Here is a 26,857-nt window from a genome sequence, read left to right on the forward strand (position 1 = left end):
GTCCTCCTCAGGCGAGTCGCTGGGCCGCGTCGTGGATGGCGGCACGGATGCGGGCATAGGTGCCGCAGCGGCAGATGTTGCCGGCCATGGCCTGGTCGATGTCGGCATCGGTGGGCTTGCGCTTCGCCTTCAGCAGCGCGGCGGCGCTCATGATCTGACCGCTCTGGCAATAGCCGCACTGCGCAACGTCATGCTTGATCCAGGCGGCCTGCACGGCCTGGCCCACGCGGTCCTCGCCCACGGCCTCGATGGTCGTGATCTTCTGGCCCTCGGCCGCCGAGATCGGCGTCACGCAGGAGCGGATCGCCTGGCCATTCAGGTGGACGGTGCAGGCGCCGCACAGCGCCTGGCCGCAGCCGAACTTGGTGCCGGTCATGCCCAGCGTGTCGCGCAGCGCCCAGAGCAGCGGCATCGCGGGATCCGCATCGACCTGGACGGTCCTGTTGTTGATGTTCAGTGTGCTCATCGTGACCCTCCGCTAGAGAAGCAGGCGCGATTCTGGCAAGCGCGCACGGGCGGTATCGTGCGCGCGCCTGCATGCCCCTGCCCGCGTCGGGCATAAATGGCGTGCGATCCGGCGATGTCAAAAAGCATCGGCTGGTCGCATCACGGCTCGTCACGTGTCGGTTGACACCTTGCGGCAGAGGCTTGTGCGACTTCAGGGTCGTCACAGGCCAAGCACATCGGCTCTGCTGGCCATCGCTCCATGGGGGAAAAGGCACCCGCTTCGCCGTACAGGCGAGCATGGTCCCGCATTTCGGCCACGATGATCACGGCGGCAGCCCCGAGGCTGATCAGGCTCACCCCGATCCATAAAAGCAACCTTGCGCTCAACGGATCCATCGCTCCTCCTAGGCCCGCCAGAAAGGCTTGCCGCTCTCGAACTGGGCTTGCGACCGCGATACCCCGAGGTCGCGAAGAAGGTAGTCGTCGAAACCAGCCAGTTCCCGGCGCGTGCGGGCACGCCGATGCCATTCCCTGAGCGTCGCCAGGACGCGGTCGAACGGCCCCGCAGCCGGTTCACGGCGCGGCTTGCCGCCACGCAAGAGATCGTCCATCACCATGTCCCCCGGGAAGTGGACCAAGCTTCATTGCACCTGGAGGGCGTTGCGCGCCGGTTTCGCCGCGCGGCCACTCTCATTTCGATTGCAATGCGTGAACACGCGCAGGCGGTAACGATGGCTTCTGCGCGAACTCGAGTTACAGCTGTAATCCAGTCTGCCCTGGTGACCGCGTCCCATGCTTTGCAGGACATCGTCGCGCGACTGAGAATGCGCGAAAGCTTCCGGCACTCTTCGCGATGGGCCTTACTGCTTCGACCGACACTCCGAAACCGCATGGCCGCTCATGGCGGCGCATCCCCTGGTTTGGCGGCCTGTTCATTGCCGCGATCGCGGCCATGGCGGTGTGGGATGTCGTGCGCGGCTACCACGTCGCGGCCGAGGACGCCAACCGCGAGCTGGAGACGCAGGCGCGCGTGATCGCCGAGCAGACCGCGCGCACCCTGCAGGCCGTCGACGTGGTGCTGCGCCACGTCGCCGCCGAGTACAAGCGAGGCCGCCTCGCCCGCCTGAGCACCGACGACCTGCACCATTACCTGCGCGAGCTGTCGGTCGGCTTGAAGCAGATCGACGGCTTCGGCCTGTACGACGCCGACGGCCACGCGGTGGCCCTGTCGTGGGGGCCGGCGGACGCGACGATGCGCAGCATCGCCGACCTGCCGGGATTCCATGCGATGCGCGCCGACCCGCAAGTCGAGCTGGGCATCGCCAACGTCATGCGGGCCGACGACGGCGTCTGGGCGCTGCCGCTCGGCCGGCGCCTGGAGAAGCCATCGGGCGAATTCGCCGGATTGGTCGGAGCACGCGGGCTGGTCTCGTATTTCCAGGACTTTTACCGCGACATCCGGGTCAATCCCGGAACGAGGGTCACACTGCTCCACCTCAACGGGCGCTTGCTCGCACGTTACCCACCGGTAGAGAGCTCGCTCGGCAAGCGCTTCCCGTCCTTCGATGCGACGCTCGCGGCGCGCGGCGCCGGCGATACCGGCCCCTTGCGCGCGCGCAGTCCCATCGATGGCGTCGAGAGTTTCGTCGCCCTGCGGGACGTTCCCGAGTACCCGCTGGCCGTCGTCGTCTCACGCGACGCCCGGGCCGCGCTCGCCGAATGGCGCGCCCAGGCAACCGGCACCGTGCTGCGCACTCTCGCGCTCGGCTTGCTGGCGGTAGTGCTGCTTGCGGTGCTCGCACGCCAGCTGCGCCGGCTCGACGCCGCGCACGAGTCCCTGCGGGATTCGCGCGAGCGTTTCGCGCTCGCCGTCGCCGGCTCCGACGACGGCATCTGGGACTGGGAGCGCGGCACCGACGCGATCTTCGCATCGGCACGGGCGCGCGAGCTCTACGGGCTGCCTCCCGGACCCGAGAAGACAACCCGCGAGGCGTGGCACGCGCAAGTGCAGGTGCACCCCGACGACGTCGCGCCCCGGTTGGCGGCCATCGAAGCGCACATGGCCGACAGGACTCCGCTGTACGAATTCGAGTATCGGGTGCGCCATCCCGACGGGCAATACCGCTGGGTGCGCGCGCGCGGCCTGTGTGTGCGCGACGCCGGTGGGGCGCCGCTGCGCATGGCCGGGTCGATCAGCGATATCGACACGCGCCGGCGCGCCGAAGAGGCGCTGCGCGTGAGCGAGGAACGCTTCGAGCTTGCGGTCGCCGGCTCGGACGTCGGAGTCTGGGACTGGGACCTGCGCGCCGGCATGGCGTTCGAATCGGCTCGCGCGCGCGAGATCCAGGGCCTCCCGCCCGGACCCGAATCGCAGCGGCTGGACGACCTGGTCGCCTCGCTGCGCGTGCATCCGGACGACGCGCCGCTGCGCGCCGAGGGCATCCGGTCCCACCTGGCGGGCGAAACCCCGGCCTACGAGGTCGACTACCGAGTCCGGCACGACGACGGCCAGTATCGCTGGGTGCGCGTGCGCGCGCTGTGCATCCGCGACGCGGACGGCAAGCCGTACCGCATGGCCGGCTCGGTGGTCGACATCGACGCTCAGCGCCGCGCCGAGGAGGCGCTGCGGCTGTCGGAAGAGCGCTACGCGATCGCCATGACCGGCTCCGACGAGGCCCACTGGGTCTGGAACGTGAAGACCGACGAATTGTTCTCTACCCCGCAACTGCACCGGCTGACCGGCATCGGCGCCGACGCGCCACCGGCGACGCGCAGCGAATGGAGGTCGCGCGTGCCGATGCATCCCGACGACGTGGGTCCCACGCAGCGTGCGGTCGAACTTCACCTGGCCGGGCTGACGCCGCGCCTCTACGTCGAGTACCGCATCGTCGATCCGGCCAGCGGCGAGGTGCGCTGGATCCACAGCCGTGGCCAGTGCTTCCGCGATGCCGCCGGCCGGCCCGACCGCGTGGCCGGCTCGACGCAGGACATCACCGAGCGCAAGCGCGCGGAGGAGGCGCTGCGCGAGAGCGAGGAGCGGTTCGCGCGTGCGATCGAGGGCGCCAACGACGGCATCCTCGACTGGGACATCACGGACGACCGCATGTTCGCCTCCGAGCGTGCCATGCGCATCGCCGGAATCGACCCGGACGCCGTCGTGCGCACGCACGACGAGTGGCTTGCGCTGCTCGACATCCACCCGGACGACGTGCCGGCCGTGAAGCGGACCTTCCGCCGCCAGCCGCAGGGCGACCTCGACGTGCAGGAGGCCGACTGCCGGGTTCGCGGGCGCGACGGCAACTGGCGCTGGGTGCGCTTTCGCGGCCGCCACCTCGGCGACTTGCACGGTCGGGCGACGCGCTGGTCGGGGTCGGTCAGCGACATCGACGCGCACAAGCGCACCGAGCAGGCGCTGCGCGAGTCGCAGGAGCGCTACCAGCTGTCGGTCGCCGGGTCGAGCGAAGGCATGTGGGACTGGGACATGCGCAACGAGACCTTCTTCTTTTCCGCGCGCGCCCAGGAGCTGCTGGGCCTGGAGCTCGGCGAACCCATGCGTCCGTGCGCGGAGTGGTGGCGCGTGTTCCACTACCACCCGGAGGACGAGCAACGAGTGCACAAGGGCTTGAAGGCCTACCTCGAGGGCGACGGCGCGCACTGGGAAGTCGAGTACCGGCTCCGCCATGCGAGTTCCGACACCTGGCGCTGGTTCCGCGAGCGCGGCGTCGCGCTGCGCGACGAGCAGGGACGGCCGTACCGCATGGCCGGTTCGCTCGAAGACGTCACCGTGCGCAAGAATGCCGAGGCCGAGCGCGACCGGCTCGAATCCCAGCTGCGCCAGTCGCAGAAGCTCGAGGCGATGGGCACGCTGGCCGGCGGCATCGCGCACGACTTCAACAACATCCTCGCCGCCATCCTCGGTTACGGCGAGATGGTGCAGCGCGACTGCGCCCCGGGGACACCGCTGCGCCGGCACATCGATGCCGCAATGAGCGCCGCCTTGCGCGCGAAGTCGCTGGTCGAGCGCATCCTGGCGTTCAGCCGCAGCGGCGTCGGTGAACGCGTCCAGGTCAACGTGCAGTCGGTCGTCGACGAGGCGCTGGTGGCCATCGCCGCATCGCTGCCGCCGCAGGTTCGGCTCGTGCGCGATCTCGGCGCCGGCGATGCCGCCGTGCTCGGCGACGCGACACAGATTCACCAGGTGGTGATGAATCTGTGCGCGAATGCGGTGCAGGCCATGCGCGCGGGCGGAACGCTCGCCGTGACCCTGCGAACCGCGCGCCTGGACGAAGACAAGTCCGTGTCGACCACGCAACTGGCGCCCGGCGGCTACGTCCAGCTCGCCGTGCGCGACACCGGGAGCGGCATGGCGCCGCAGGTGCTCGAACGCATCTTCGATCCCTTCTTCACCACCAAGGCCGCGGGCATGGGGACCGGACTCGGGTTATCTCTGGTCCATGGCATCGTGGCCGACCTGGGCGGCGGCATCGATGTCTGCAGCCGGGTCGGCGCCGGCAGCACCTTCACCGTCTATCTGCCGTGGCAGGGCAGTGCACAGGCGACCGATGCCCAGGTCGAGCCGATGGCCGGCGGCAGCGGCGAGACCATCCTGCTGATCGACGACGAGGAAGCGCTGGTCCGGCTGGGCGAAGAAATGATGGCCGAACTTGGCTACGAGCCGGTGGGCTTCGCATCCGGCGCCGCCGCGCTCGAGACCTTCCGCGATGCGCCGCAACGTTTCGACGCGGTGCTGTCCGACGAAGCGATGCCGGAAATGACAGGCTCCGAACTGGCGCGCGAGATCCGACGCATCCGGCCTGACATCCCGATCGTGCTGATGAGCGGTTACGTGACGCCGGCGCTGATCGACCGCGCGCGCGAGATCGGCATCAAGGAGGTCCTGGCCAAGCCACTGGCTGCGCGTGACATCGCGCGCAGCCTGGCCGAGGCCTTGCACGACTGAGCCATCCGCCGGCGTCGTGATGGCGCTCGCGGTACGCGATTCGAAGGTCTCACGCACCTCCCATCAGCTTGACGAGCGCGCCAGGCGATGAACTGCCTCCATCAGCGTCGCACGCGCGATCGGCTTGGGCAGCACGCCGGCGACGCCCAGAGCGGCCGCACAGGGGCCACAGCAGCCGACGCTGGAGAAGACCGTGGGTGAGACGACGACGATCGGCACGCCGGGGTACCGGAGCTTCGCCTCGGCCAGTGGCTGCAGCCCGCCCCCGCGCAGAAAGGCCACTTCGAGCACGACCAGCGACAGCGGGGCGGCCGATTCGGGCGACGCCGCATCGACGACCTGCCACCCCTCCCCGTCCAGCCATTCGACGAACAGCGAGCGGGTCGCCTGGTCGGTTCCGAGTACCAGCACGTTGCGCGCGTTCGACATCGCGTCCCTTCTGGAGGCCCTATCGACCCTGCGTTTTGGTGGGGACATTGTGCACGACCGTCGCATGTCGGAATGTTTCGCCGGCATTACGTTTGAAATCCTGTGCCCCCTCCCGGTCGTCCCTGCGTCGCCCGCGGAACGGCTTCGTTTGCTAGCATCGCGGGTCTCCTCGATAGAGGCGTTGTCATGTCTGCCGTCTCGCATTGGCAAGCGCACGTCGTCGCGCTCGACGACGATCCCGCGGTGCGCGAACTCCTGTCGGAATACCTGTCCGGGAACGACCTGCGCGTCACGGCGCTGGCCAGCGGTCGCGAACTCGAAGAGACCCTGGCACGCGATCCCGTCGACCTGCTCGTGCTCGACCTCAAGCTGCCGGGCGAGGACGGCATGCAAATCGCACGTCGCCTGCGCGAAGGCACAGCGTCGCTGCCGATCCTGATGCTCACCGGTCGCTCCGAAGAAGCCGACCGCGTGATGGGGCTGGAACTCGGCGCCGACGACTACCTGACCAAGCCGTTCAGCCCTCGCGAACTGTTGGCGCGGGTGCGCGCCTTGCTGCGCCGCGCCGGGGCGCAAGCCACGGTGGCCGACGCGATCGCGCGCGTGCGTTGCTACCGCTTCGGCAACTGGGAACTCAACATCGGTCTACGCAAGCTGAGGGCGGTCGACGGCAGGCTCGTCGAGCTCACGAACGGCGAGTTCAGCTTGCTGACCGCATTCCTGTCCGCGCCCCAGCGCGTGCTCACCCGCGATCACCTGCTCGAGCTCTCGCGCCTGCACAACGCCGAGGTGTACGACCGCTCGATCGATGTGCAGATCCTGCGGCTGCGCCGCAAGATCGAGCCGGACCCTGCGAACCCCACGTACATCAAGACCGAGCGCGGCGCCGGCTACCTGTTCGATTCCGACGTGCGGGCCGTGCGCTGAAGCCGCGGGCCTCTTCAATGCAACGACGAAACGTGCCACCCACCGCCTAGCACCCGAAACACATTGGCCTGCGCCTCGGTCAAGGCCCGCGCCGCATCGGCGCCCTGGGCCTGCGCGGTCAGCGCCAGCCGGTCCGCGTTGATCACATCGAGCCGGCTCGACTGGCCGCCGTCGTAACGGGTGCGGGTGAGTTCGGCGGCGCGCGCCAGTGCCTGCGCGCGGCGCTGCGCGCTCCGCAGCGTGGCACTGGCCTCGGCGAAGGCCCCGAGCGCATCCCGCGTCTCCTGGAAGGCAACCGCGACCCTGTCCCGGTAGTCCAGCTCCAGTTGCCTGTGGCGCGCCTGCGTGATCTCGTACTGCGCGTCGATCCGCCCACCGTCCCAGATGGGCTGCGTCAGCGCAGCGAGAATGCTCCAGGCCAGCGAACGGCCATCGAACAGATTGGAGAGCTCCGTGCTCTGGAAGCCGTAGGCGGCGGTCAGCGTGATGCCGGGAAAGTACGCCGCACGCGCTGCGTCGACGCGCGCACCGGCGGCCCGCAGCCGCGCTTCGGCGGCCTGAACGTCGGGCCGGCGAAGGAGCAGGTCCGATGGCAAGCCTGCGGGCACGCCGCTCGCGCGCAGTGTCGGCGCCTCGCTGCGCACGAGACCCCGCTCGAGCAAGTCTTTCGGCGAGCGCCCGAGCACCAGTGCCAGCGCACGCTCGGCTTCGCCGCGCGCGCGCTCGAGCTTGGGCAGTTGCGCCTCGTTGTCGATCAGCTCGGCCTCGAGCTGCTGGACGTCGAGCTCGGAAATGTCGCCGGCGTTGAAACGCATGCGCTGCAGCCTCAGGCTGTCGCGCTGCGCCAGCACTGCCTCGCCGAACAGCAGCAGTTGCGCATCGAGCGACTGCAGCGTCGCATACGACTGCACCACCTGCGCCGCCAACACGATCCGCAAGGTGTCGCGCGCGAATTCGCTCGCCAGCAGCTCTTCGCGCGCAGCCGCGCTCAGGCTCGCCGCGCGCGACCAAAGGTCGACTTCGTAGGCCACGCTCAGGTTGGCTCGAAAGTCATTGAAGGTCAGCCTGTTGCCGCCGATCGTCAACGGTGCGTTCTCGCCGAAGTGCTGGCGGCTGCCGGACACGTTGGCATCGACCCGGGGCAGGCGATCGGCACTGGCCAGGCGCAGCACGGCGCGTGACTCGTCGATGCGCGAGATCGCGCGCGCCAGGTCGCGGTTGTTCGCCAACGCCTCGGCGACCAGCGCATCGAGCCGCCGGTCGTCGAAGCTCTTCCACCATTCGGCCGGCATCTGGGGCACCACTGCCGCAGGCACGGGGAGTTCGAGCTGCGGCGTCTCCCGGCGCTCAACCGGCGGCACGGCGCAGCCGGCCAGCACAGCGGCCGACAACGCGATGGCGCGGGTCGCGCTGCGGCGGGCCTTCACGCCGGCGCTCCGTCCACGCCGGACAGCGAGGCTCCGCCCGCTTGTCCGCGATGCGGATGATGGTGTGCCCCGTGCGGGCCGCGGTGCGCGTGCTCGCGATGGGCCTCGGCCTGGATTTCCTCGGTGCTGCGCTGCTCGCGCAGACGGCGCGCCGTGATGACCCTGAAGAACATCGGCACGAAAAAGATGGCGAGGAAGGTGGCAGCGATCATGCCGCCCATCACGCCGGTGCCGACCGAACGCCGCGCTCCAGCGCCTGCGCCGCTGGAGAACGCCAGCGGCAGCACGCCGAGGATGAAGGCCAGCGAGGTCATGATGATCGGCCGGAAGCGCAGCCGCGCCGCCTCGAGGGCGCCTGCCGACGCGCTCATGCCCTCGTGGACCTTCTGGGACGCGTACTGGACGATCAGGATCGCGTTCTTTGCCGCCAGGCCCAGCAGCGTGACCAGGCCGATCTGGAAGTACACGTCATTGGTCATCCCGCGCAGCCACACCGCCGCGAGTGCCCCGAAGGTTCCGAACGGCAACGCGAGCATCACGGACAGCGGTAGCGACCACTTCTCGTACTGTGCTGCGAGGATCAGGAACACCATCAGCGCCCCCAGCAGCAGTGCCAGGCCCGAGGTGCCCGATGAGCGCTTCTCCTGGTAGGAAGCGCCGCCCCAGTCGAAGCCGAAGTCCGGCGGCAACACTTCCCGCGCGACGCGCTCCACCTCGGCGATCGCCTGGCCGGAGCTGACGCCCGGCGCACCCTGACCTAGCAGCTTGACCGCGGGATGGTTGTTGAAGCGATCGAGCATCTCCGGACCTGCCGAATACTTCACGCTCGCCACCGCCGACACCGGCACCATTGCGCCCGAGTCCGAGCGCACCCACATGCGGCCGATGTCATCGGGCCGCTTGCGATACCCGCTTTCGGCCGACATCAACACCTGCCAGGTGCGCCCGTACTTGTTGAAGTCGTTCACGTAATAGCTGCCGAGCGTTGCCGACAGCGTGTTGAACAGCTCGTCCACCGGCACGCCGAGCGCCTTGGCGCGCTCGCGATCGACGTCGACATGAAGTTGCGGCACCGTGGCGCGCCACAAGGTCTGGGCGCCGCCTGCGAGCAGTTTGCTCTGCGCGAGCGCGCCCTGGAACTGCTGCGACACTTGCGCGAGGCGCTTGGCACCGCCTTCACCGTGCTGCTGCAGGTAGAACTCGAAGCCGCCCGCGGTGCCGAGGCCGAAGATCGGCGGCGGGTTGAAGGCCAGCACGAGGGCCTCCTTGATGTGCGCCGTCTTCATGAAGACCTCGCCCACCAGCGCCGGCACCGGCTGGGTGCGCTCCTTCCAGTGCTTCTGGGTGACGAAGATCGTCGCCGCATTGTTGCGGAATCCGCCACCGAGGAAGTCGAAGCCGGTGAAGGCGATGACGTCCTGGTTGGCGGGATTGGACTTGATGATCTCGCTGACCTGGCGCACCACATGGTCAGTGCGCTGGAGCGATGCGCCGTCGGGCAGGATCACCGCCGAGAAGAACCAGCCTTGATCCTCGTCCGGCACCAGGGATCCGGGCGTGATGCGCCATAGTCCGACCGCCAGCACCACCATGCCGCCGAACAGCGCCAGGCCGATGCCGGCGCGCCGCACCATGAAACCGACGCCCGCGACGTAGCGATGGGTGACGCGCGCGAAGACGCGGTTGAACCACTGGAAGAAGCGCCCTGGGTCGCGGTGCTCGTGCTTCAGGATCAGGACGCACAGGCTCGGCGTGAGGCTGAGCGCCACGAGACCCGAGATGATGACGGCCATCGAGATCGTCACCGCGAACTGCCGGTACAACTCGCCGGACAGGCCGCCCAGGAAGGCGATCGGGACGAACACCGCGCACAACACGAGCACGATGGCGATCACCGGGCCCGAGACCTCGCGCATCGCCTTGAGCGCCGCCTCGCGGGCGCTCAACTTCTCCTCGTGCATGATGCGTTCGACGTTCTCCAGCACGACGATCGCATCGTCGACGACGATTCCGATCGCAAGCACCATGCCGAACAGCGTCAGCGTGTTGATCGAATAGCCCATCACCAGCAACCCGGCCAGGGTGCCGATCAGCGACACCGGCACCGCCACGACGGGGATGAAGGTGGCACGCCAGTTCTGCAGGAACAGGTACACGACCAGGACCACGAGGACCATCGCCTCGGCCAGCGTGATGGCCACTTCCTCGATCGACACTTTCACGAAGCGTGTGGTGTCGTACGGCACCGACTGGACGATGCCTTTGGGGAAGCTCCTGGCCAGACTCTCGAGCGTGCGCTCGACCTCCCTGGCGACACTGAGCGCATTGGCTCCGGGCTGCAGGAAGACGCCCACCAGCGTGGCGGGTCGGCCGTTGACGCGGCCGATGAAGTCGTAGTCCTTCGAGCCGAGCTCCACGCGGCCGACGTCTTTCAGCCGCAGCGTGCTGCCGTCGGGGTTGGACCGCAGGATGATCTCCTCGAACTGCCTGGGGTCCGCCAGCCGCCCCTGCGTGGTGATCGTGTAGACCATCTCCTGCGCTCCGCCGGTGGGCGCCTGGCCCACCTTGCCGGCGGCGAACTGCGCATTCTGCTCGTTGATCGCCCGCGCGATGTCGCTGGTGGTCAGCCGCAGTTGGGCCAGCCGGTCCGGCCGCAGCCAGATGCGCATCGCGTAGTCCTTGGCGCCGAAGATCTGCACGTTGGTGGTCCCCGGCACGCGCTTCAACGAGTCGAGCACGTTGAGAGTGACGTAGTTGCTGATCGTCAGGTCGTCCTTGCTCCCGTCGTCGGAGTAGAAGGCCAGCACCTGCAGGAACGCCGACGAGCCCTTCTCCACCGTGACGCCCTGGCGGCGCACCTCCTGTGGCAGCCTGGTCTCGGCCTGCTTGACCCTGTTGTTCACGACCTGGGCCGCCTTGTCGGCATCGGTGCCGATATCGAACGTGACCAGGATCTGCACGACGCCGTTGCTGGTGGACGTGGAGCCCATGTAGATCATGCGCTCCACGCCGTTGATGGCGTTTTCGAGCGGAGCGGCCACCGTCTGCTCGATGACCTCCGCGCTCGCGCCAGGGTAGACGGCCGTGACGGTGACCACCGGCGGCGCGATCTCGGGGTATTGCGCGATCGGCAGCGAACGGATGGCCGACAGGCCGGCAATGACGATGAAGATCGCCAGCACGGCCGCGAAGATCGGCCGGTCGATGAAGAAACGCGAGAACATGCGCGGTCCCCTTGGCGGTTCGATGGGTCCTTACTTCGCGGGGCGGGCTGCCGCCGCGGGTGCCGACGCGTCACCCGCAGTCGCCTTCGCGCCCGCGGGCGTTTGCGCGACCTGGATCGGCGCACCGGGGAAGAAGATGCGCGCCATGCCGTCGACGATCACCGGGTCGCCGGCGGCGAGCCCGGAGTTGACGACCCAGTCGTCGCCGATCTGGTCGCCCACCTGCACCGGCCTGGGCGCAGCCTTGCCATCGGCCGCCAGGTAGACGAACTTGCCCTGCGGCCCCTCCAGCACGGCGCGCGAGGGCACCAGCAAGGCATTGAGCCTGGTCGCGCCGGTCAGGCGGACGCGCACGAACTGGCCGGGCTTGAGCACGCCATCCGGATTGGGCACCTCGGCCTCGGCCTCTACCGTGCCGGTGTTGCCCGACACTCGCGTGTCGGAGAACAGCAGCTTGCCCTTGCGCGGGTACAAGCTGCCGTCCGCGAGCTTGATCTCGATCGTGAAAGCCTCGTGCGGCGGCAGTTGCAGCCGGCCCGCGGCCGCTTCGTTGCGCCACTTCATCTGGTCGGTGTCGGCGATGCCGAAGCGCACCTTCATCGGATCGGTCTGCGTCAGCGTGGTGAGAAGCGTGCCGGGGCCGGCCACCAGCGTTCCCTCGCTCACCTGCGAACGGCCCGCCGCGCCGGACAGCGGCGCCTCGACCTTGGTGTAGACCAGGTTCAACGCGGCCTCGGCGCGACGTGCCTGCGCGGCCTTGAGTTCCGCGTGCGCCACCTGCTCGGCCGACGCCGCATCGTCGTAGTCGCGCTGGCTCACCGCGCGCGCCTCCGCCAACGGCCTCAGGCGATTCAAGGTGCGCGTGGCCTGCGCAAGCCTGGCTTCGGCGGCGGCCACCTCGGCCTCGGCGCGATTGAACGCGGCCTGGAACGGCGCCGGGTCCAGGCTGTACAGCGACTGGCCCTTCCGGACGCTGCCGCCCTCGGTGAAGTTGCGAGCCAGCAGGATGCCGGCGACACGCGCACGCACTTCCACGTCGCGCGAACCAGCCGTCTGGCCAACGTATTCGTAGTTCATCGCCAGGTTGGTCGCGACCAGCGACGTCACCACAACCACCGCGGGGGGTGGGCCGCCCGCGCCGGGCTGACCCCTCGCGTGCGAGGCGTCGGGACCGCAGGCGACCAGCATGATGGACGCGGCGACGAGGCTCGCGAGCACGATCACCGCGTGCAGCGCCGCCGCGCGGACCGTGCTCGCATTCCAGCGGGATGATTGACGTGTAGCGGATGCGGGCATGTGAGGGGCTCTTTCCAGGATGGTGCGGCGGCGAAAGCGTTCCCAGCCATGGGCACGCGATGACCGTTCACGCGAGGCAGGTCGTCGTCCGACCGGGGCAGCGTCGATTCGACCGGTTGCCCGATCGTTGCAGCGGCGATGGGTATTCATTTCAGATGAAACATCGGCTCGCGCGAGAGGATGAGAAATCACTTTCCGTTCCGCGTTCACGCGCCTGTGTCTTTATTCGCCATTGCCGCAATGACGAGGCTGTGGGGGCGAAATCGACAGCATCGACGCAGCAGCGAGCAGCGAGCGACGGACGGCGGCAACGTCGGCTGCACCGGGAAGGAACGGGAGTACTTCGTGGCCGCCGCCGCGGCCCGGCGAGCGGGCGCCCCCTATCGCGTCTCGTCTGCCCAACCGTCGGCGACGAACATCGTGTGCACTGCGCGTCCGCCTCGCGAAAAGTGGACATGCCCGAAATGGGTGCTACCACTTGCGCCGCTACGCCAGACGCACCGCGCCGCTAGTCCTCGATGAGGTCTCGGCCCTGCGCTCGGAGCGCCGCGATCCCGTCGAGCATCCGCTTGATGACGTCCTGGCTGTGCTCCTCCCATTCCTCCACCTCACGGATGATGCGCAGGGCGTGCCTGCTTCGGTAGGACTTCGTGGGATTCCCTGGGAAGCGCTTGTTCGTGACGTTGGGGTCGTCCTCGAACGGGCCCGTGGGCTGCACGAGGTACACATGCCCTCGGCCCTCGATTCCGGCCAGTGCGGCGGCGACTTGCGCTGCCAGGCTGGCAACCACGGAAGTGAAGTAGATGTGGTTGGAAATCCGTCCCTTTTGATAGTTGGATTCGAAGCCCGGCCTCAGCAGATCGCCGGGCTGGAGCACCGCAGCAGTGCCGTGATAGAACGGCCCGGCGATGGCGTGGCAGTTCTCGAAGGTGACGGGTGTCCAACGCGTATCCTCGGTCATGCATTTCTCCCGCTCCGCGGTCTTTCTACCCCACTCATGGTTGAACCGAGCGGCAAAGCGCCCCTCCCACCTTGCGATGTCCGGTTCCCGACCCGAAGGAGCCGTTACGACCGAAGGACACCGCCGCTACGCGCTAGACCCATCTCCGCACCGCTTCTGTACTGTCCTTCGGCGAAGTGTTGCCGCAATGTTCTCCGCCCCGGTGGCCTGCAGCAAGCACAGCGACTGATCGCGACGCCGCCGAGCTCGCAAGGATCGGGTTTGGAACTCGGTGAGCCTTTCAGGAGTCCAGTGCACGTCTTCAAACTGATGAGAGCCGTGCATCGCTTCGCAAGGGATGTCTGGTGATGGCCCGGAAGCGGCGATTGGGCTTCACGCGCATCCACTGATGCCCAGCCCCTGTCCTCGATGCCTGCGAACGATGACGGACAATCCGCCCATGACCGACGCGCCCGCCCCTTCGCTCCCGCAGCCCCCCGTTCTCATCGCCGGCGGCGGCATCGGCGGCCTGAGCCTGGCGCTCACGCTGCACCAGATCGGCGTTCCCTGCGTCGTCTTCGAGGCGGTAGGGGACCTGCAGCCCCTGGGCGTCGGCATCAACCTGCAACCCAATGCGGTCCGCGAACTCTTCGACCTGGGCCTCGACGCCGCCGCACTCGACAGGATCGGCATCCAGGCGCGGGAATGGGCCCTGGTCGGACGCAACGGCAAGGATGTCTACAGCGAGCCGCGCGGGCTCCTCGCCGGCTATCGCTGGCCACAATATTCGGTTCACCGCGGCAAGCTGCAGATGCTGTTGTACCGTACCGTGCTGGAGCGGCTGGGCCCGCAGGCGGTGAAGCTCGGGCACCGCGTGCTCGCCTACCGCAATGAACCGGACGGCGTCGTCGCGACGGTCCGGGCACGCGACGGGGCGACGCAGGAGGTCCGCGGATGCCTCCTCGTGGCTGCGGACGGATTGCATTCGGCCGTCCGCGCCCAGATGCACCCGACGCAACCGCCGATCCGCTGGGGAGGCGCGATCATGTGGCGCGGCACCACGCCGGGCGTTCCCATCCGCTCCGGCGCATCCTTCGTGGGCGTGGGAAGCCTCCGCCACCGCGTGGTTTTCTACCCGATCTCGCAACCCGATCCCGCCACCGGGCTCGCCACCATCAACTGGATCGCGGAGATCACGGTCGACAACCGGGACGGGTGGACGCAGGGCGATTGGAATCGGCGCGTGCAGCTTGCGGACTTCGCCCATCACTTCGACGGGTGGGATTTCGGCTGGCTCGATGTTCCGTCCATGCTGTTCGGGGCAACGGAGGTGTTCGAATACCCCATGATCGATCGCGACCCGGTGCCGACCTGGGTCGACGGGCGCGTCGCCCTGCTCGGCGACGCGGCACACGTGATGTATCCGGTGGGGTCCAACGGTGCCAGCCAGGCGATCGTCGACGCGCGCGTGCTGGGCGCGGCTCTGGTGCAGCACGGCGTGGGTGTGAAAGCGCTGCGCAGCTACGACCAGAAGCTCTGCGCCGAAATTTCGGCGCTGGTCCTGCGCAATCGGGGCTCCGGGCCCTTCGGCTTGCTGGGGCTCGTCGACGAGCGCTGCGGCGGGGTGTTCGACGACATCGATCAGGTCATCCCGGCAGCGGAGCGGGAGGCCTACATGGCCCGGTACAAGGCGGCCGCCGGTTTTGCGATCGAGACCCTGAACGCCGCACCGCCGACGATCCCGTCGGGAGCGGAGGTCCGCTCAAGAGGATAGGCCGTCGGAGTGCCTGCGTTTGGCCCGGAGGCGGGAGCGGCGCGCTGGAGAACCCGGTGCGCTGACAGGGAAATCGGCGACGCGCGTGGTGCCTGCCCTCCTAGAATGAACTCCATGCCACACCTCTCGCTGGCCGCTCTTCTTCTCGCGCCTGCGCTGCTGGCCGGCTGCTCTGCCGGCGTCGGCATCGGCATCCCGGTCGGTCCCTTCTCGATCGGCGTCGGTGTCGGCCCGGGAGGCGTCTCGGCAGGCATCGGGACCGGCGCGGGCCCCGTGGGCGTGGGTGTCGGTGTCAACCAGGACGGACAGGTCGGTGCCGGAGTGGGCGTGGGCGCCAGCGCGCCGATTGGCAGCGGCCCGGCACGCGTTGGCGCCGGAGTGGGCACGGGCACAGTGCTGTACGACCCGGCTGCCAGGCAGAAGCAGGAATCCCGCACGCCACCTGCGCCGCCCGCGGGGCAGTACGAGGCTCCGTAGGCGCCCCAGGGTCTCGTGTCGCCAGCGACATCGGCGCGCCGTCGGCGTTGGAGTCGAGTCCAGCTTGATGGGAAGGCGGCGGCCATGGAATCGTGTCGCATGGGACCTCCTCGCGCCAGGGGCGGGTAGCGTAGATCCGCACCTCCCGCGAGGCGACGACGCCGATGGCCGTACCGATGCGCGCTCCGCGCCGGCAGTTCCGCCAAGGCTTCAGGCTGCCGCGCCGCCGCCTGACACGAGCTTGCGCGCCATGCTCCAGCGGTGCACCTCGCTGGGGCCGTCGTAGATGCGGAAGGCGCGCATGTCCATGAAGATCCGCATCACCGCCGTCTCGCCGGTGACGCCCTGGCCACCGAGGACCTGCACGCAGCGGTCGACCACGCGCCACTCGGCTTCCGAGCACACCACCTTGGCGCGGCTCGATTCGAAGTTGCAGCGGTGCCCCTGATCCAGCATCCAAGCCGTGTGCCAGATGTGCAGGCGCGCGGTCTGGCCTGCAGCCATCGGATGCGACGCTCAGTATTCCCAGAAGATGCGTTGCAGTTCCTTCGTGTCGTTGGTGCGGGTCAGCGCCAGCGCGGCGAGGATCTTGGCCTTCTGCGGGTTCAGGTCGTGCGCCACGACCCAGTCGTACTTGTCGTCAGGCTGCTCGGAATTTCGCAGCACGAACCCGTCGGGAACGCGTGCCGAGCGGATGATGTGCACGCCGCCGGCGCGCAGTCGGCGCAGTGTCTCGACCTCGTAGTCGGGGACCGAGCCGTTGCCGGTGCCGGCGTGCACGATCGCCTTCGCGCCGGCCTTCACCGCGGCCTCGGCGCCCCAGGTGCCCATCTCGCCCGAGCCGTAGACGATCGCCACCGTCGGCAGGCCGTCGATGCGGTCGATGTCGAATTCGCTCGCGTTGGTGTGGCGCTTGACGGGGGCGCGGAACCAGTAGGTCCTGCCTTCGACGACCGAGCCGAGCGCGCCCCACTGGCTGCCGAACGCGCTGGTCTTGATGTTGATGCGCTTGCTCGCGTCGCGGCCGCTCAGGATGTCGTCGTTCATGACCACGAGCACGCCCTTGCCGCGCGAGGACTTGTCACCCGCGGCGACGACCGCGTCGTACAGGTTCAGTGTGCCATCGGCCGACATCGCGGTGCCCGGGCGCATCGACCCGACCACGACGATCGGCTTGTCGGTGTGCACGGTCAGCGTCAGGAAGAACGCCGTCTCCTCGAGCGTGTCGGTGCCGTGGGTGATGACGATGCCGTCCACGCCCGGGTCCTTTGCCAGCGCCGAGACGCGTTTGCCGAGCGTCAGCAAGCGGTCGTTGGTGAAGCTCTCCGACGCGATCTGGAACACCTGCTCGCCCCGCAGGTTGGCGACGTCGGCGAGTTCGGGGACGCCGGCGATCAGCTTGTCGACCGGCACCTTGGCAGCCTGGTAGGTGGCACTGTTGGCCGCGCTGGCGCCGGCGCCGGCGATGGTGCCCCCGGTGGCAAGCACCACGACGTTAGGCTTCGGCGCGGTCTGCGCGGTCTGCGCGGTCTGCGCGGTCTGCGCGGTCTGCGCGGTCTGCGCGGCGACGCTGATCGCGGCGCTCAGCAGCGCAGCGGCCAGCCCGCGAACTAGAGAAGGCATCAGGGACATCGCGGGACTCCTTCCGGGTGAGTGACGGATGGACGCGCACCTTCGCCTTGACCGGTGCGCACGCGATCCCATTCTGCAGCAGGCAGGTGTCGCCGTTCGCCAGTCGCGACCGCCGGCTTGAATCCGGGCGCCCGCCTAGGACAACTTCTTAAGCAACAGCGGTCACTCGCTGCGCGTAGGGACTCCTGGTCTGGAGCCGAGCGTGGTCCGCGCAGCGGGACTGAATGCGACTTCTGCTTCCGACCCTGAGTCCTGTTTCGGCAGGAGGGGTGGTGAGCCTGCGCGAGCCCCATCGGTGCGGGCGTACAGCAGAGATGACGAGCAGTCCGGTGAGGGCTCTTGCACTGCGCCCTCGCATAAGCCACATTTCGGCCTCCGACTCGGGAGGTTTCCATGTTCAAACCGCTCCTCATCGCCCTGGGTGTCCTCTCCACCACCCTGGCCCTGGCGCAAACGGCGCCGCCCGCCACGCCGACCGTGCGCCTGCGCGGCACGATCGAGAAAGTCGACGCCGTGACGCTGACCGTCAAGGAGCGCAGCGGCGAGACCATCACCCTCGTGCGCCCGGCGGATATGGGCGTGATCGAGGTCGTGCCGATCAACCTGGCAGACATCAAGCCGGGCAACTTCGTTGGCACCGCCGCCATGCCGCAGCCAGACGGCACGCAACTGGCGCTGGAGGTGTTGGTCTTTCCGGAGTCGGCGCGCGGCACCGGGGAGGGACACTACCCGTGGGATCTCCAGCCGCAAAGCACCATGACGAACGCCACGGTGGCAGACCTCGCTGCCGCCCCGGCATCCGTTCCGGGCGGGCAGAAGCTGACGCTGCGCTACAAGGGCGGGGAAAAAACCGTCATTGTTCCCGCCAACGTGCCGGTGGTGACCTTCAAGCCGGGGAAGGAAGACGAGAAAGCCCTGCTCGTGCCCGGCGCACGCGTCATGGTGACCGCCCAGGAAAAGGACGCCAAGCCGACGGCCTTGCGCGTGCTGGTGGGGCGCAACGGGTTCGCACCGCCAATGTAGACGGGCCGTCCTTCGCCGCAGGGCGGCGCCTGACTCGAGACTCGTGTCTCGAATGCGCGTCCCGCACATGGGGCGCAGTGCGACGTCGCGCGTCATCTCCACGCCGAGCCGGGCTAGACTGTGGCTGCGGGCGAAGAACCTCCTCGCGATGCGAAGCAAGCTCGCCCGGCTGACGGCGCGCATTCGAGCCGCCTGCCACCATTGCCATTACATTGACCCCGTTATCCCGGCGCGCAAGCGCTTTGCGTGCGTCACGCGGCCGCCTGGCACACGCCAGACGCGCAGGAGCAACATGAGCCCCTGCGGCGCGCGATCACAGGAAAATCGGGAGCCAATGCAACACGGCGGGCACAGCCCGGCTGACGAAGGCACCAACCGCAACGTGCTCGCGCCCGTCGACCAAGAACAGACCATGAACCAAGACACGACCGTCACTTCTCCCGCATCGCGTGCCCAGCCCGCCTCACGCAAGGCGCCCCGGCCAGTGCACCCCCTCCTGCAAAAGCTGTTCGAGCTTTACCCCGGGATGTTCGGTGCCCGGTTTCTTCCCCTCAAGGTCGGCGTCTTCGAAGACCTCGTGGCGGCGCATGCGGAGGCGTTGCCTGCGGCGGAGCTCAAGGTGGCGCTCGGGCTGCACACGCGCTCGACACGCTACATCGAGGCCGTGGCCTCCGGCCTGGCGCGCCACGACCTGCAAGGCAAGCCAGTGGAGCCCGTGGCGCCGGAGCATGTGCATCACGCCATCCTGGAGCTGTACAAGCGCCGCAGCGGCAAGGCGCCGGAGCAGGCCCGCCAGCGTGCAGTTGCACAACTGGCGGCGGCGATCGAGGCATCCGGCCTGAGCCGCGAAGCCTACCGCGAGCGCTTCACCTCGCCCGATGACAAGGTGCATTCCATGCTGGAAGACGCCCTGTCGATGGTGGCGCAAAGGAGCGCGCGTCGCGAGGCCCTGCAAAACGCCTTCAAGGCCAGCGGCAAGACGGTTGCCGAGTTCGCCGACATGTACGGGCTGGACCCGATGGAAGCGAAGAGGCTGCAGGCGTAAGCAGCCTCCACGGCCGAAGGCAGCCAGGATCCCGATCTCCCCTGGAGACACGGGCCTTCTCAGAAGCCGTGCGCGATTCCAAGCCCGTACGTGTTGGCGGACTGCGTCGGGAAGATCTTGTGCGCGAAATCGGCGTACAGGCTGGTCCGCTTCGACAGTGTGTACACGGCTCCCACGCCCAGCAAATTCTCTGCCTTGACGCCGTCCACGTCCACCAGCCCCCACCCCAGCCGGACCGTGGTGACGTTCATCGTGTACGTCGCCCCGGGGGTCGTTGCCTTTGCCTTGGAAGGCCCTGCCTTGCTGACGTCATGGACGCCCATGACGGCAAACCTGGAAAAGCCGGCCTTCAAGCCCCGGAAGGTGCGAGGATCAAGCAGGAGGACCCGGGTCCGAGCGAAGGGCAACGGCCTCGCGACAGCCATCCGTCCAAACTCATCGGACTGGCGCACCAGCATCCTGCAGGTCGGCACCATGAATCATCCGGGCAATGCCTGCTTCGGCGGCAGCCGCTTCGCACCAGGCGCACGGTCGCGACGTCGAATAGAGCACGGCGCCGCGGAGCACTTCCGCACCGAACCGCTCGCGGGCGTCGCGAATCGCCTCGCGTTCGGCATGCGCGTTCGGGTCCTTGCGCTGGATTACGCGGCTGGGCCCCTTCCCGACGATGCGATCGCCCTGCACGACAACGGCCCCATAGGGCTGGTCGCCCCAACTCAGCGCCAGGCGCCGCATGGCCTCCGCGGCCTCGTACCAGCGTTGCCCGGGCGGTACGGCTTGCGCGCGAAGCGCGGGAAGAAAAGCGGAAAGCACGAGCAGTCGACGGCGTTGCAGGACCGGGGTTCGCATCGCTCCCATGCTGGCGCCAGCCTGCACGGCAGTCAAGCGAACGACAGCGCGAATGCGGAGGCACTCGCGTTGATGGGATTGGTGGCGCGACCGCCCTTTGCTTCTTGCCTGCGGAGTGCAGCAGCCGGTGATCGGCTGCGCATCGAGGGCGACGCCAACCCGGCGGCGCGCCTGACGCCTTACCACAGGTGTTGCCCAGGGGACTTCACAGGCCGCGTGGAGAAGGCTGTGGAAAACCGCCCCGCTTGTCCGGGGGCGCCTGTATCGGCGCGGCTTGCAGTTCCTTGCCGCTTTTATGAGCAGCGGTGCGTCGAGCGGCGCGCTGGATCGAGCGGCGTGGCGCGGGCGCGACGCCCAGGATCGCTATCGGCCCCGGAGCGCGGGCACCGGGATGCCGAACCCGCCTCCGGGGGAATGACGGTCACCGAAGCTGCTGCTCCAGCTGGTCCAGCACCTCGTAGCAAGCCAGCACCTGGGCCACGCTCGAATTCGGCTCCCTTCCCTCCCGGATCGCCGCGACGAATTCCCGGTCCTGCAGCTCGATCCCGTTCATCGACACGTCCACCTTAGCCACGTCGATCTTCTCTTCCTTCCCGTTGAACAGGTCGTCGTAGCGCGCGATGTACGTGGCCGTATCCCCGATGTAGCGGAAGAAGGTCCCCAGCGGCCCCTCGTTGTTGAACGACAGCGATAGCGTGCAGATCGCGCCGCTCTCCGTCTTCAGCTGGATGCTCATGTCCATCGCGATCCCCAGGTCCGGATGGATCGGTCCCTGGATCGCGTTCGCCTTCACCACGCGGCTGCCGGTCTGGTACTGGAACAGGTCCACCGTGTGCGCCGCGTGGTGCCAGAGCAGGTGGTCCGTCCAGGAGCGCGGCTGGCCCAGCGCGTTCATGTTCGTGCGGCGGAAGAAATAGGTCTGCACGTCCATCTGCAAGACCTTGAATTCGCCGGCCTGGATCTTCCTGTGCACGTACTGGTGGCTCGGGTTGAAGCGGCGCGTGTGGCCGCACATGGCGAGCAGGCCCGTCTTCCTCTGCATTTCCACCACGGCCCTGCCCTCGTCCAGCTTGTCGCACAGCGGGATCTCCACCTGCACGTGCTTGCCGGCCTTCATGGCGGCGATGGACTGCTGCGCGTGCATCTGCGTCGGCGTGCACAGGATGACCGCGTCCACGTCCGGGCGCGCCAGCGCCTCGTCGAGGTTGTTCGTGACGTGCTTCGCGCCGTACTTCTGCGCGACTTCCTGCGCCTTGGGCAGCTCGCGGCCGATGATGGACGTGATCTCCACGCCGTCGATGTTCTTCAGCCCGTCGAGGTGCTTGATGCCGAAGGCGCCGGGGCCGGCGAGTGCGATGCGGACGGTCTTGCTCATGCCAGCCTCCGCCGAGCCGCCTCAAGGAGGCTGGAGCCCCTTCGGGGGGCAGCGACTACACGGAGTGAGGAGCGTGGGGGGGTCATATTGCGTTCTCCAGGACCAGGTGGCCCACCGCGGTGTTCGATGCGGGCACATGATAGAAGCGATGCTTCACGGTGGGCTTGGGGCCGCCGGCCACGTCGGCCATCGCGCCGCGCGCGATCAGCCACATCACCAGCTCGATGCCCTCGCTGCCGGCCTCCTGCACGTACTCCAGGTGCGGCACGCCGGCCAGGCCTTCCGGATCCTCGATCAATCGGTCCAGGAAGCGGTTGTCCCATTCCCTGTTGATCAGGCCGGCGCGCGGGCCCTGCAACTGGTGGCTCATGCCGCCCGTGCCCCAGATCTGCACGTTCAGGTCCTCGTCGAAGCTCTCCACCGCCTTGCGGATCGCCTGCCCCAGCCGGAAGCAGCGCATGCCGCTGGGCACCGGGTACTGCACCACGTTGACGGCGAAGGGGATCACCTTGAAGGGCCACTCCCTCGGCTGGCCGCACAGCAGCGACAGCGGCACCGTGAGCCCATGGTCCACGTCCATCCTGTTGACGATGGTCAGGTCGAAGTCCTGCTGGATCACCGAGTGCGCGATGTGCGAGGCCAGCTCGGGATGGCCGATCACCTTGGGCACGGGGCGCGGGCCCCAGCCCTCGTCGGCCGGCTGGAATTCGGCCGCGGTGCCGATCGCGAAGGTGGGGATCATCTCCAGGCTGAAGGCCGTGGCGTGGTCGTTGTAGACCAGGAACACGACGTCCGGCTGGTTGTCCTTCATCCACTGGCGCGAGAAGTCGTAGCCGCCGAAGACTTTCTGCCAGTACGGCTCCTGGGTCTTGCCCAGGTCCAGCGCCGCGCCGATGGCGGGCACGTGCGAGGTGTAGACGGATGCGGTGATGCGGGCCACTTACTTGTTCTCCTCGGTGTCGCGGCCCCAGGCGGCGGAACGCCCGCCGGAAACCATCATGTCGCGATAGGCCTCCTCGCTCATGCCGGTCATGGAGCCGGCCATCTGCTGGAAGCTTTTGCCGTCCGTGGCGCCGATCTTGGCCAGGAAGTAGATGTTGCCGCCCAGTGCGATGCAGCGATTGAGGTCGCGCGCCAGCACGGCCAGCTTCTGGTCCTCGCTCATCGGCCACTCGTCCAGGTAGGCGCGCTCGTCCTTCTTGAAGCGCTCGCGGTTGGCCGCCTTCATCAGGGACATGCAGAACTGGTTGAGCCAGTAGCCCTTGCGGCTCTGGTCGGCGTCGAAGATCGTGGTGCCGGGGATGCCGGCATAGGGTTTGTCCAGCGGCATGGCTGTCCTCCTCTCTGCTGTCTATTGCGCGCAGGCGAAGCTGCCTGCCGCGTTCATGTCACCGCCGCGGTAGCGCGGCACCTGCGGCCACTCGCACAGGGGCCGGCTGCGCTTCACCGCGAACGGCGGCCTCGCTTCCTGTTCGACCAGCACCAGACCCGCCGGTGCCCGGCCCTGCTCCACCCAGGCGACCAGCGCGGGGAACAGGTCGGCATTCGCCGGGGCGCCCGTGCCCACATGGTCCACGTTGGGCGCCGTGTAGAGCCTGAAGAACTGGTCCACCGTACCCCGGCCCATGCGCCGCACGACGGCGTCGTGGTAGTCGATGCCCGCGTACGGGCTCTGCGCGTAGTCGCCCAGGTTCTCCAGCACGATCAGCTTGCCGCCGCGGCGATGGAAGGCCGACAGGTCCGGGTTGGTCGAATCCATCAGGTCCGACACCTCGCGCACCCGCTTCGCGTGGTCCGCCGCCTTGTAGGTGCGCAGGTCCACGTTGGGGCTGACGGCGTAGAAGAACTGGATCGCGCCGGCGCCGTAGAACCAGGCGATGCCGTTGGCCGGCACCGGAGGGAAGGCCGGGGCCTGGCTGCCCGTCCACCAGGACTGCCAGCCGCCGGTGGGCCCGGAGGACGGGATCGCCTCGCCGCTCGGCCCGCGGCCGGGGTAGCTGCGCAAGCCGTTCGCGAGGTCCACGCCGAGGTCCACCGGCGAGTGCAGGGTCCGCACGGCGCGGACCTGCGCCTCGGTGAGGCAGTTGTCGGCCGGCGCGCCGGTGCAGCGCAGCTTGTCGACGTCGAAGCGCCCGCGGCAGCCGACCGGGTCGGACACGATGCCGTCGGCCGCGCCGTCCGCCGCGTCGCAGGAGGCCAGCACCGCGTCGTTCACCAGCTTCACCTGGGCCGGGTTCATCCAGCCGCCGCTGGCGAGGGCGAGCCCGTCGCGCAGGCCGGCGTGCTGCAGGCCCGTCCAGTGGATCACGGGCACGCGGCTGAAGATGCCGTCGAAGTCGTTCGGATAGCGCTGCGCCATCGTCAGGCCTTCGCGGCCGCCCTCGGAGCTGCCGACGAAATACAGCTTCTCCGGGCCGCGGCCATAGGCGGCCTTCATGACCGCCACCGCCACGTCGCGCACCTTCTTGTACGAGGCGTGGGCGAAATTCAGCAGTGCTTCGCTGTTGAGCGCGAAGAACTGCGGCGGCTCGCCGGCGCGGTTCTGGTGGCCCGAGTCGGTGCCGTAGGTGACGTAGCCCTGCGCCAGCGGCACCGGCTCCCCGAAGCGCGCGGCGGGCAGCAGCGCCTCCCCGGTGATCAGCGTACCGTTGAAGCCGCCGCCCCCGTACTGCACCGAGCGGCCGTTCCAGTGCACCGGCAGGTTGACCTGGAAATGGATGAAGGGCGCGTTCGGATCGATGGGCGCGATGCGGCCCAGCACCTTGCAGCGCGGAGGCAGCGGCGCGCGGATGGACGCCGCCGGCGTCGGCGCGCCTTGCGACACCGCCAGCGGCGTCGGCTCCTGCAACTGCGCCGAATCGATGGTAGCGTTGCCGCTGGGGAAGCCGATCTCCGTGAACGGAATCGTCTTGCCCGCCAGCGCGGCGCAGGTCGCCTGCGGGTTGGCGACCATGGGCGTCTGCGTGGTGGCCGGTGCCGGCGCCGCGACGGGACGGAAGCCCGGCGCGGTGCAGCCGGCCAGCAGGGCCAGGGCCGCGGCCAGACCGCTGGAGACGAATTCCTTCTTCATGGCCTCAGCTTCCTTCGATCTCTTCGGGCCAGTACAGCCGGTTCGGGTTGCCCACCAGCAGCTTGCGCTGCAGCTCCGGCGTGACGGCGATGTGCGGGATGAAATCCACCAGCAGGCCGTCGTCCGGCATGTGGCCCTTCAGGTTCGGGTGCGGCCAGTCGGTGCCCCACAGCACGCGGTCCGGGAAGGTCTCGACCACCTTGCGCGCGAACGGCACCACGTCGCGGTAGGGGGCGCGCTCGCCGTCGAGGGCCGGCGGGCCGTCCAGCGACAGGCGCTCGGGGCAGCTCACCTTGCTCCACACGTTCGGGTGCTCGCGCATGAACTTCAGGAACAGCGCGAATTCGGGGCCGTCCACCGGCTTGCTCACGTCGGGCCGGCCCATGTGGTCGACCACCACGGTGGTCGGCAGCGCGGTGAAGAAGTCCCACAGCTCGGGCAGGTCCACCGCCTCGAAGTAGATCACCACGTGCCAGCCGAGCGGTGCGATGCGCGCGGCGATCTCCATCAGTTCGTCCTTGGGCGTGAAGTCCACCAGGCGCTTGACGAAGTTGAAGCGCACGCCGCGCACGCCGGCGTGGTGCATGGCCTGCAGTTCCTCGTCGCTCACGCTGCGCTTGACCGTGACCACGCCGCGGGCGCGGTTGCCGGAGTGCGTGAGCGCGTCGAGCAGCGCGCGGTTGTCGGCGCCGTGGCAGGTGGCCTGCACGATCACGTTCTTGGCGAAGCCCAGGTGGTTGCGCAGGGCGAACAGCTGCTCCCTGCTGGCATCGCAGGGCGTGTACTTGCGTTCGGGCGCATAGGGGAAGCGGTCGCCCGGGCCGAACACGTGGCAGTGCGCGTCCACGCTGTTGGCGGGCAGCTGGAACTTCGGCTTGCTGGGGCCGGCGTACCAGTCCAGCCAGCCGGGCGTCTTCTCGAATCCGCCGGAAGTGGGTTGGCTCATTGAGGTCCCCTGCTCAATCCAGCTGGGCGCCGGCCGTGCGGATGATGCCGGCGAAGCGCGCCGTCTCCGACTGGATGTAGGCGTTGAACTGCTCGCGCGTCGGGGTGAAGGGCTCGTAGCCGAAGGAGAGGAACTTCTCCTTCACGTCCGGCTCGGCCAGGGCCCTGGCGATGTCGCGCTGGATCTTCTCGGCCACTTCCTTCGGCAGGCCCTTGGGCGCGGCGATGGCGGTCCAGCCGCTCACCTCGAAGTTCTTCGGGCCGCCGGCCTCGGCCACCGTGGGCACGTCCTTGAAGGCGGGCAGGCGGTTGGGCGCGGCGATGGCCAGGTACTTCAGCTTGCCGGCGCGGTAGAGGGGGCCGGAGGTCGCGCTGCTGCCTAGCGCGTACGTCAGTTCGCCGTTGGCGACGCCGGTATAGAGCTGCGTGGTCTCCTTGTAGATCACGTGCTGCATGCTGGTGCCGTTCACCGTGTCGAACAGCGCCGAGCCCAGGTGCACCGGGTTGCCGACCGACCAGGAGCCGTAGTTCAGCTTGCCAGGGTTGGCCTTCGCGTCGGCGATGAGGTCCGCCACGTTCCTGTACTTGCTGTTGGTGGCGGTCGTGACGAAGAAGTAGGTCTTGAACAGCGGCAGCAGCGGATCGAAGTCCTTCTGCGCGTCGTAGGGCAGCTTCCTGAACAGCGAGGGATACGCCGACAGGTGCACGTTATCGAGCTGGATCAGGTCGTGGCCGTCGGTGGCGCCGCGCTTGAACGCGTCGATGGCGATGAAGCCGTTGCCGCCAGGGCGGTTCTCCACGATCACCGGCTTGCCCCACATCCGCGAGAGCTTGTCGGCCACCAGGCGCGTCACGCCCTCGGGGCCGCTGCCCACCGGGAAGGGCGTGATGATGCGCACCGGGCGCGAAGGAAAGTCCTCGGCTTGTGCCAGGCCGGAGAGCGCGGAGAGGGCGAACGCGGCCAGCGCGGCGCGACGGAAGACGGACAGGGCAGAAGGCTTCATCGGTTGTCGGAAG

Annotated in this window: 22 protein-coding genes and 1 pseudogene; 6 read left to right on the top strand and 17 right to left on the bottom strand. The window is 68.5% G+C overall.

The annotated features are described in order from the left end of the window. Nucleotides 1–7 precede the first annotated feature (7 nt). Together JJ685_RS03645 and JJ685_RS03650 are read right to left on the bottom strand one after the other, a co-directional pair. A complete protein-coding gene (locus JJ685_RS03645) occupies nt 8–466 on the bottom strand; it encodes a (2Fe-2S)-binding protein (protein WP_201672792.1) in 459 nt (152 codons plus the stop codon). A 385-nt stretch (nt 467–851) separates the two neighbouring features. Then, a complete protein-coding gene (locus JJ685_RS03650) occupies nt 852–1,058 on the bottom strand; it encodes a DUF1127 domain-containing protein (RefSeq protein WP_201672793.1) in 207 nt (68 codons plus the stop codon). A 341-nt stretch (nt 1,059–1,399) separates the two neighbouring features. On the opposite strand from JJ685_RS03650, the gene JJ685_RS03655 reads away from it, so the two are divergent. Continuing rightward, nucleotides 1,400–5,407: a PAS domain-containing protein gene (locus JJ685_RS03655; RefSeq protein ID WP_201672794.1), complete on the top strand. Its 4,008-nt coding sequence runs from the start codon at nt 1,400–1,402 to the stop codon at nt 5,405–5,407. A gap of 63 nt (nt 5,408–5,470) precedes the next feature. Here the strand turns inward: JJ685_RS03655 and JJ685_RS03660 are convergent, their stop codons facing one another. After that, complete coding sequence (locus tag JJ685_RS03660) at nt 5,471–5,836, bottom strand: DNA-binding transcriptional response regulator (protein ID WP_201672795.1); 366 nt, start codon at nt 5,834–5,836, stop codon at nt 5,471–5,473. 186 nt (nt 5,837–6,022) lie between these two features. Here JJ685_RS03660 and JJ685_RS03665 point away from each other — a divergent pair, with 186 nt between their 5' ends. Further along, nucleotides 6,023–6,763, top strand: coding sequence for a response regulator (locus JJ685_RS03665; RefSeq protein ID WP_201672796.1), 741 nt, complete (start codon nt 6,023–6,025; stop codon nt 6,761–6,763). 14 nt (nt 6,764–6,777) lie between these two features. Here JJ685_RS03665 and JJ685_RS03670 read toward each other — a convergent pair whose 3' ends face one another. From JJ685_RS03670 to arr, 4 genes are all read right to left on the bottom strand, one after another. Beyond that, nucleotides 6,778–8,190, bottom strand: a complete 1,413-nt coding sequence (locus JJ685_RS03670; RefSeq protein WP_201672797.1) for an efflux transporter outer membrane subunit — start codon at nt 8,188–8,190, stop codon at nt 6,778–6,780. Then, nucleotides 8,187–11,414 (bottom strand): efflux RND transporter permease subunit, encoded by a 3,228-nt coding sequence (locus JJ685_RS03675; protein WP_201672798.1) that lies wholly within the window; start codon nt 11,412–11,414, stop codon nt 8,187–8,189. Before JJ685_RS03675 ends, JJ685_RS03670 begins: the two co-directional genes overlap by 4 nt. Before the next feature lie 30 nt (nt 11,415–11,444). After that, a complete protein-coding gene (locus tag JJ685_RS03680) occupies nt 11,445–12,710 on the bottom strand; it encodes an efflux RND transporter periplasmic adaptor subunit (protein WP_201672799.1) in 1,266 nt (421 codons plus the stop codon). A 508-nt stretch (nt 12,711–13,218) separates the two neighbouring features. Beyond that, nucleotides 13,219–13,671 (bottom strand): NAD(+)--rifampin ADP-ribosyltransferase, encoded by a 453-nt coding sequence (gene arr / locus JJ685_RS03685; protein ID WP_201672800.1) that lies wholly within the window; start codon nt 13,669–13,671, stop codon nt 13,219–13,221. Nucleotides 13,672–14,110: 439 nt separating this feature from the next. Between arr and JJ685_RS03690 the strand changes: the two genes are divergently transcribed. After that, nucleotides 14,111–15,424 (top strand): flavin-dependent oxidoreductase, encoded by a 1,314-nt coding sequence (locus JJ685_RS03690; RefSeq protein ID WP_201672801.1) that lies wholly within the window; start codon nt 14,111–14,113, stop codon nt 15,422–15,424. 105 nt (nt 15,425–15,529) lie between these two features. After that, nucleotides 15,530–15,901 carry a hypothetical protein gene (locus JJ685_RS03695; RefSeq protein ID WP_408015448.1) on the top strand — a complete coding sequence of 124 codons (372 nt, stop codon included), beginning with the start codon at nt 15,530–15,532 and terminating at the stop codon, nt 15,899–15,901. A 210-nt stretch (nt 15,902–16,111) separates the two neighbouring features. Here JJ685_RS03695 and JJ685_RS03700 read toward each other — a convergent pair. Both JJ685_RS03700 and JJ685_RS03705 read right to left on the bottom strand, forming a co-directional pair. Beyond that, nucleotides 16,112–16,390 (bottom strand): annotated as a pseudogene (locus tag JJ685_RS03700) (acyl-CoA dehydrogenase family protein); the annotation flags it as partial. Nucleotides 16,391–16,417: 27 nt separating this feature from the next. Continuing rightward, nucleotides 16,418–17,524 carry a type II asparaginase gene (locus JJ685_RS03705; RefSeq protein WP_408015458.1) on the bottom strand — a complete coding sequence of 369 codons (1,107 nt, stop codon included), beginning with the start codon at nt 17,522–17,524 and terminating at the stop codon, nt 16,418–16,420. 402 nt (nt 17,525–17,926) lie between these two features. Here JJ685_RS03705 and JJ685_RS03710 point away from each other — a divergent pair, with 402 nt between their 5' ends. Beyond that, nucleotides 17,927–18,556: a hypothetical protein gene (locus JJ685_RS03710; protein WP_201672803.1), complete on the top strand. Its 630-nt coding sequence runs from the start codon at nt 17,927–17,929 to the stop codon at nt 18,554–18,556. 148 nt (nt 18,557–18,704) lie between these two features. Then, nucleotides 18,705–19,601, top strand: coding sequence for a ProQ/FINO family protein (locus JJ685_RS03715; protein WP_236598668.1), 897 nt, complete (start codon nt 18,705–18,707; stop codon nt 19,599–19,601). A gap of 59 nt (nt 19,602–19,660) precedes the next feature. Here the strand turns inward: JJ685_RS03715 and JJ685_RS03720 are convergent, their stop codons facing one another. The 8 genes from JJ685_RS03720 to JJ685_RS03755 all read right to left on the bottom strand — a co-directional run bounded on the left by JJ685_RS03720 (nt 19,661) and on the right by JJ685_RS03755 (nt 26,844). Continuing rightward, on the bottom strand, nt 19,661–20,077 hold the full coding sequence (locus JJ685_RS03720; RefSeq protein WP_201672804.1) for a porin: 417 nt from the start codon (nt 20,075–20,077) through the stop codon (nt 19,661–19,663). Then, nucleotides 20,037–20,450, bottom strand: coding sequence for a deaminase (locus tag JJ685_RS03725; RefSeq protein ID WP_201672805.1), 414 nt, complete (start codon nt 20,448–20,450; stop codon nt 20,037–20,039). Before JJ685_RS03725 ends, JJ685_RS03720 begins: the two co-directional genes overlap by 41 nt. 421 nt (nt 20,451–20,871) lie before the next feature. Beyond that, nucleotides 20,872–21,825 (bottom strand): Gfo/Idh/MocA family oxidoreductase, encoded by a 954-nt coding sequence (locus tag JJ685_RS03730; RefSeq protein WP_201672806.1) that lies wholly within the window; start codon nt 21,823–21,825, stop codon nt 20,872–20,874. A gap of 82 nt (nt 21,826–21,907) precedes the next feature. Beyond that, complete coding sequence (locus JJ685_RS03735) at nt 21,908–22,765, bottom strand: class III extradiol dioxygenase subunit beta (RefSeq protein WP_201672809.1); 858 nt, start codon at nt 22,763–22,765, stop codon at nt 21,908–21,910. After that, complete coding sequence (gene ligA / locus JJ685_RS03740) at nt 22,766–23,155, bottom strand: protocatechuate 4,5-dioxygenase subunit alpha (RefSeq protein WP_201672810.1); 390 nt, start codon at nt 23,153–23,155, stop codon at nt 22,766–22,768. It abuts the gene before it with no gap. Nucleotides 23,156–23,176: 21 nt separating this feature from the next. Next, complete coding sequence (locus JJ685_RS03745) at nt 23,177–24,895, bottom strand: tannase/feruloyl esterase family alpha/beta hydrolase (protein WP_201672814.1); 1,719 nt, start codon at nt 24,893–24,895, stop codon at nt 23,177–23,179. Between the two features lie 4 nt (nt 24,896–24,899). Beyond that, the gene (locus tag JJ685_RS03750) at nt 24,900–25,841 is read right to left on the bottom strand and encodes an amidohydrolase family protein (RefSeq protein ID WP_201672815.1); all 942 of its coding nucleotides are present in this window, start codon (nt 25,839–25,841) and stop codon (nt 24,900–24,902) included. A 13-nt stretch (nt 25,842–25,854) separates the two neighbouring features. After that, nucleotides 25,855–26,844: a Bug family tripartite tricarboxylate transporter substrate binding protein gene (locus JJ685_RS03755; protein ID WP_201672817.1), complete on the bottom strand. Its 990-nt coding sequence runs from the start codon at nt 26,842–26,844 to the stop codon at nt 25,855–25,857. Nucleotides 26,845–26,857: the final 13 nt, after the last annotated feature.

This window comes from Ramlibacter monticola (assembly GCF_016722785.1).
In the GTDB taxonomy this organism is placed as follows: Bacteria; Pseudomonadota; Gammaproteobacteria; order Burkholderiales; family Burkholderiaceae_C; genus Ramlibacter; species Ramlibacter monticola.

What these genes read in the sequence shown, in the direction of transcription:
- JJ685_RS03745 (WP_201672814.1), bottom strand. Translation starts at nt 24,895, where the DNA reads ATGAAGAAGGAATTCGTCTCCAGCGGTCTGGCCGCGGCCCTGGCCCTG.
- JJ685_RS03695 (WP_408015448.1), top strand. Translation starts at nt 15,530, where the DNA reads ATGAACTCCATGCCACACCTCTCGCTGGCCGCTCTTCTTCTCGCGCCT.
- JJ685_RS03680 (WP_201672799.1), bottom strand. Translation starts at nt 12,710, where the DNA reads ATGCCCGCATCCGCTACACGTCAATCATCCCGCTGGAATGCGAGCACG.
- JJ685_RS03660 (WP_201672795.1), bottom strand. Translation starts at nt 5,836, where the DNA reads ATGTCGAACGCGCGCAACGTGCTGGTACTCGGAACCGACCAGGCGACC.
- JJ685_RS03755 (WP_201672817.1), bottom strand. Translation starts at nt 26,844, where the DNA reads ATGAAGCCTTCTGCCCTGTCCGTCTTCCGTCGCGCCGCGCTGGCCGCG.
- JJ685_RS03650 (WP_201672793.1), bottom strand. Translation starts at nt 1,058, where the DNA reads ATGGACGATCTCTTGCGTGGCGGCAAGCCGCGCCGTGAACCGGCTGCG.
- JJ685_RS03710 (WP_201672803.1), top strand. Translation starts at nt 17,927, where the DNA reads ATGTTCAAACCGCTCCTCATCGCCCTGGGTGTCCTCTCCACCACCCTG.
- JJ685_RS03750 (WP_201672815.1), bottom strand. Translation starts at nt 25,841, where the DNA reads ATGAGCCAACCCACTTCCGGCGGATTCGAGAAGACGCCCGGCTGGCTG.
- JJ685_RS03645 (WP_201672792.1), bottom strand. Translation starts at nt 466, where the DNA reads ATGAGCACACTGAACATCAACAACAGGACCGTCCAGGTCGATGCGGAT.
- JJ685_RS03730 (WP_201672806.1), bottom strand. Translation starts at nt 21,825, where the DNA reads ATGAGCAAGACCGTCCGCATCGCACTCGCCGGCCCCGGCGCCTTCGGC.
- arr (WP_201672800.1), bottom strand. Translation starts at nt 13,671, where the DNA reads ATGACCGAGGATACGCGTTGGACACCCGTCACCTTCGAGAACTGCCAC.
- JJ685_RS03690 (WP_201672801.1), top strand. Translation starts at nt 14,111, where the DNA reads ATGACCGACGCGCCCGCCCCTTCGCTCCCGCAGCCCCCCGTTCTCATC.
- JJ685_RS03675 (WP_201672798.1), bottom strand. Translation starts at nt 11,414, where the DNA reads ATGTTCTCGCGTTTCTTCATCGACCGGCCGATCTTCGCGGCCGTGCTG.
- JJ685_RS03720 (WP_201672804.1), bottom strand. Translation starts at nt 20,077, where the DNA reads ATGGTGCCGACCTGCAGGATGCTGGTGCGCCAGTCCGATGAGTTTGGA.
- JJ685_RS03665 (WP_201672796.1), top strand. Translation starts at nt 6,023, where the DNA reads ATGTCTGCCGTCTCGCATTGGCAAGCGCACGTCGTCGCGCTCGACGAC.
- JJ685_RS03715 (WP_236598668.1), top strand. Translation starts at nt 18,705, where the DNA reads ATGCGAAGCAAGCTCGCCCGGCTGACGGCGCGCATTCGAGCCGCCTGC.
- JJ685_RS03655 (WP_201672794.1), top strand. Translation starts at nt 1,400, where the DNA reads ATGGCGGTGTGGGATGTCGTGCGCGGCTACCACGTCGCGGCCGAGGAC.
- JJ685_RS03725 (WP_201672805.1), bottom strand. Translation starts at nt 20,450, where the DNA reads ATGCGAACCCCGGTCCTGCAACGCCGTCGACTGCTCGTGCTTTCCGCT.
- ligA (WP_201672810.1), bottom strand. Translation starts at nt 23,155, where the DNA reads ATGCCGCTGGACAAACCCTATGCCGGCATCCCCGGCACCACGATCTTC.
- JJ685_RS03705 (WP_408015458.1), bottom strand. Translation starts at nt 17,524, where the DNA reads ATGCCTTCTCTAGTTCGCGGGCTGGCCGCTGCGCTGCTGAGCGCCGCG.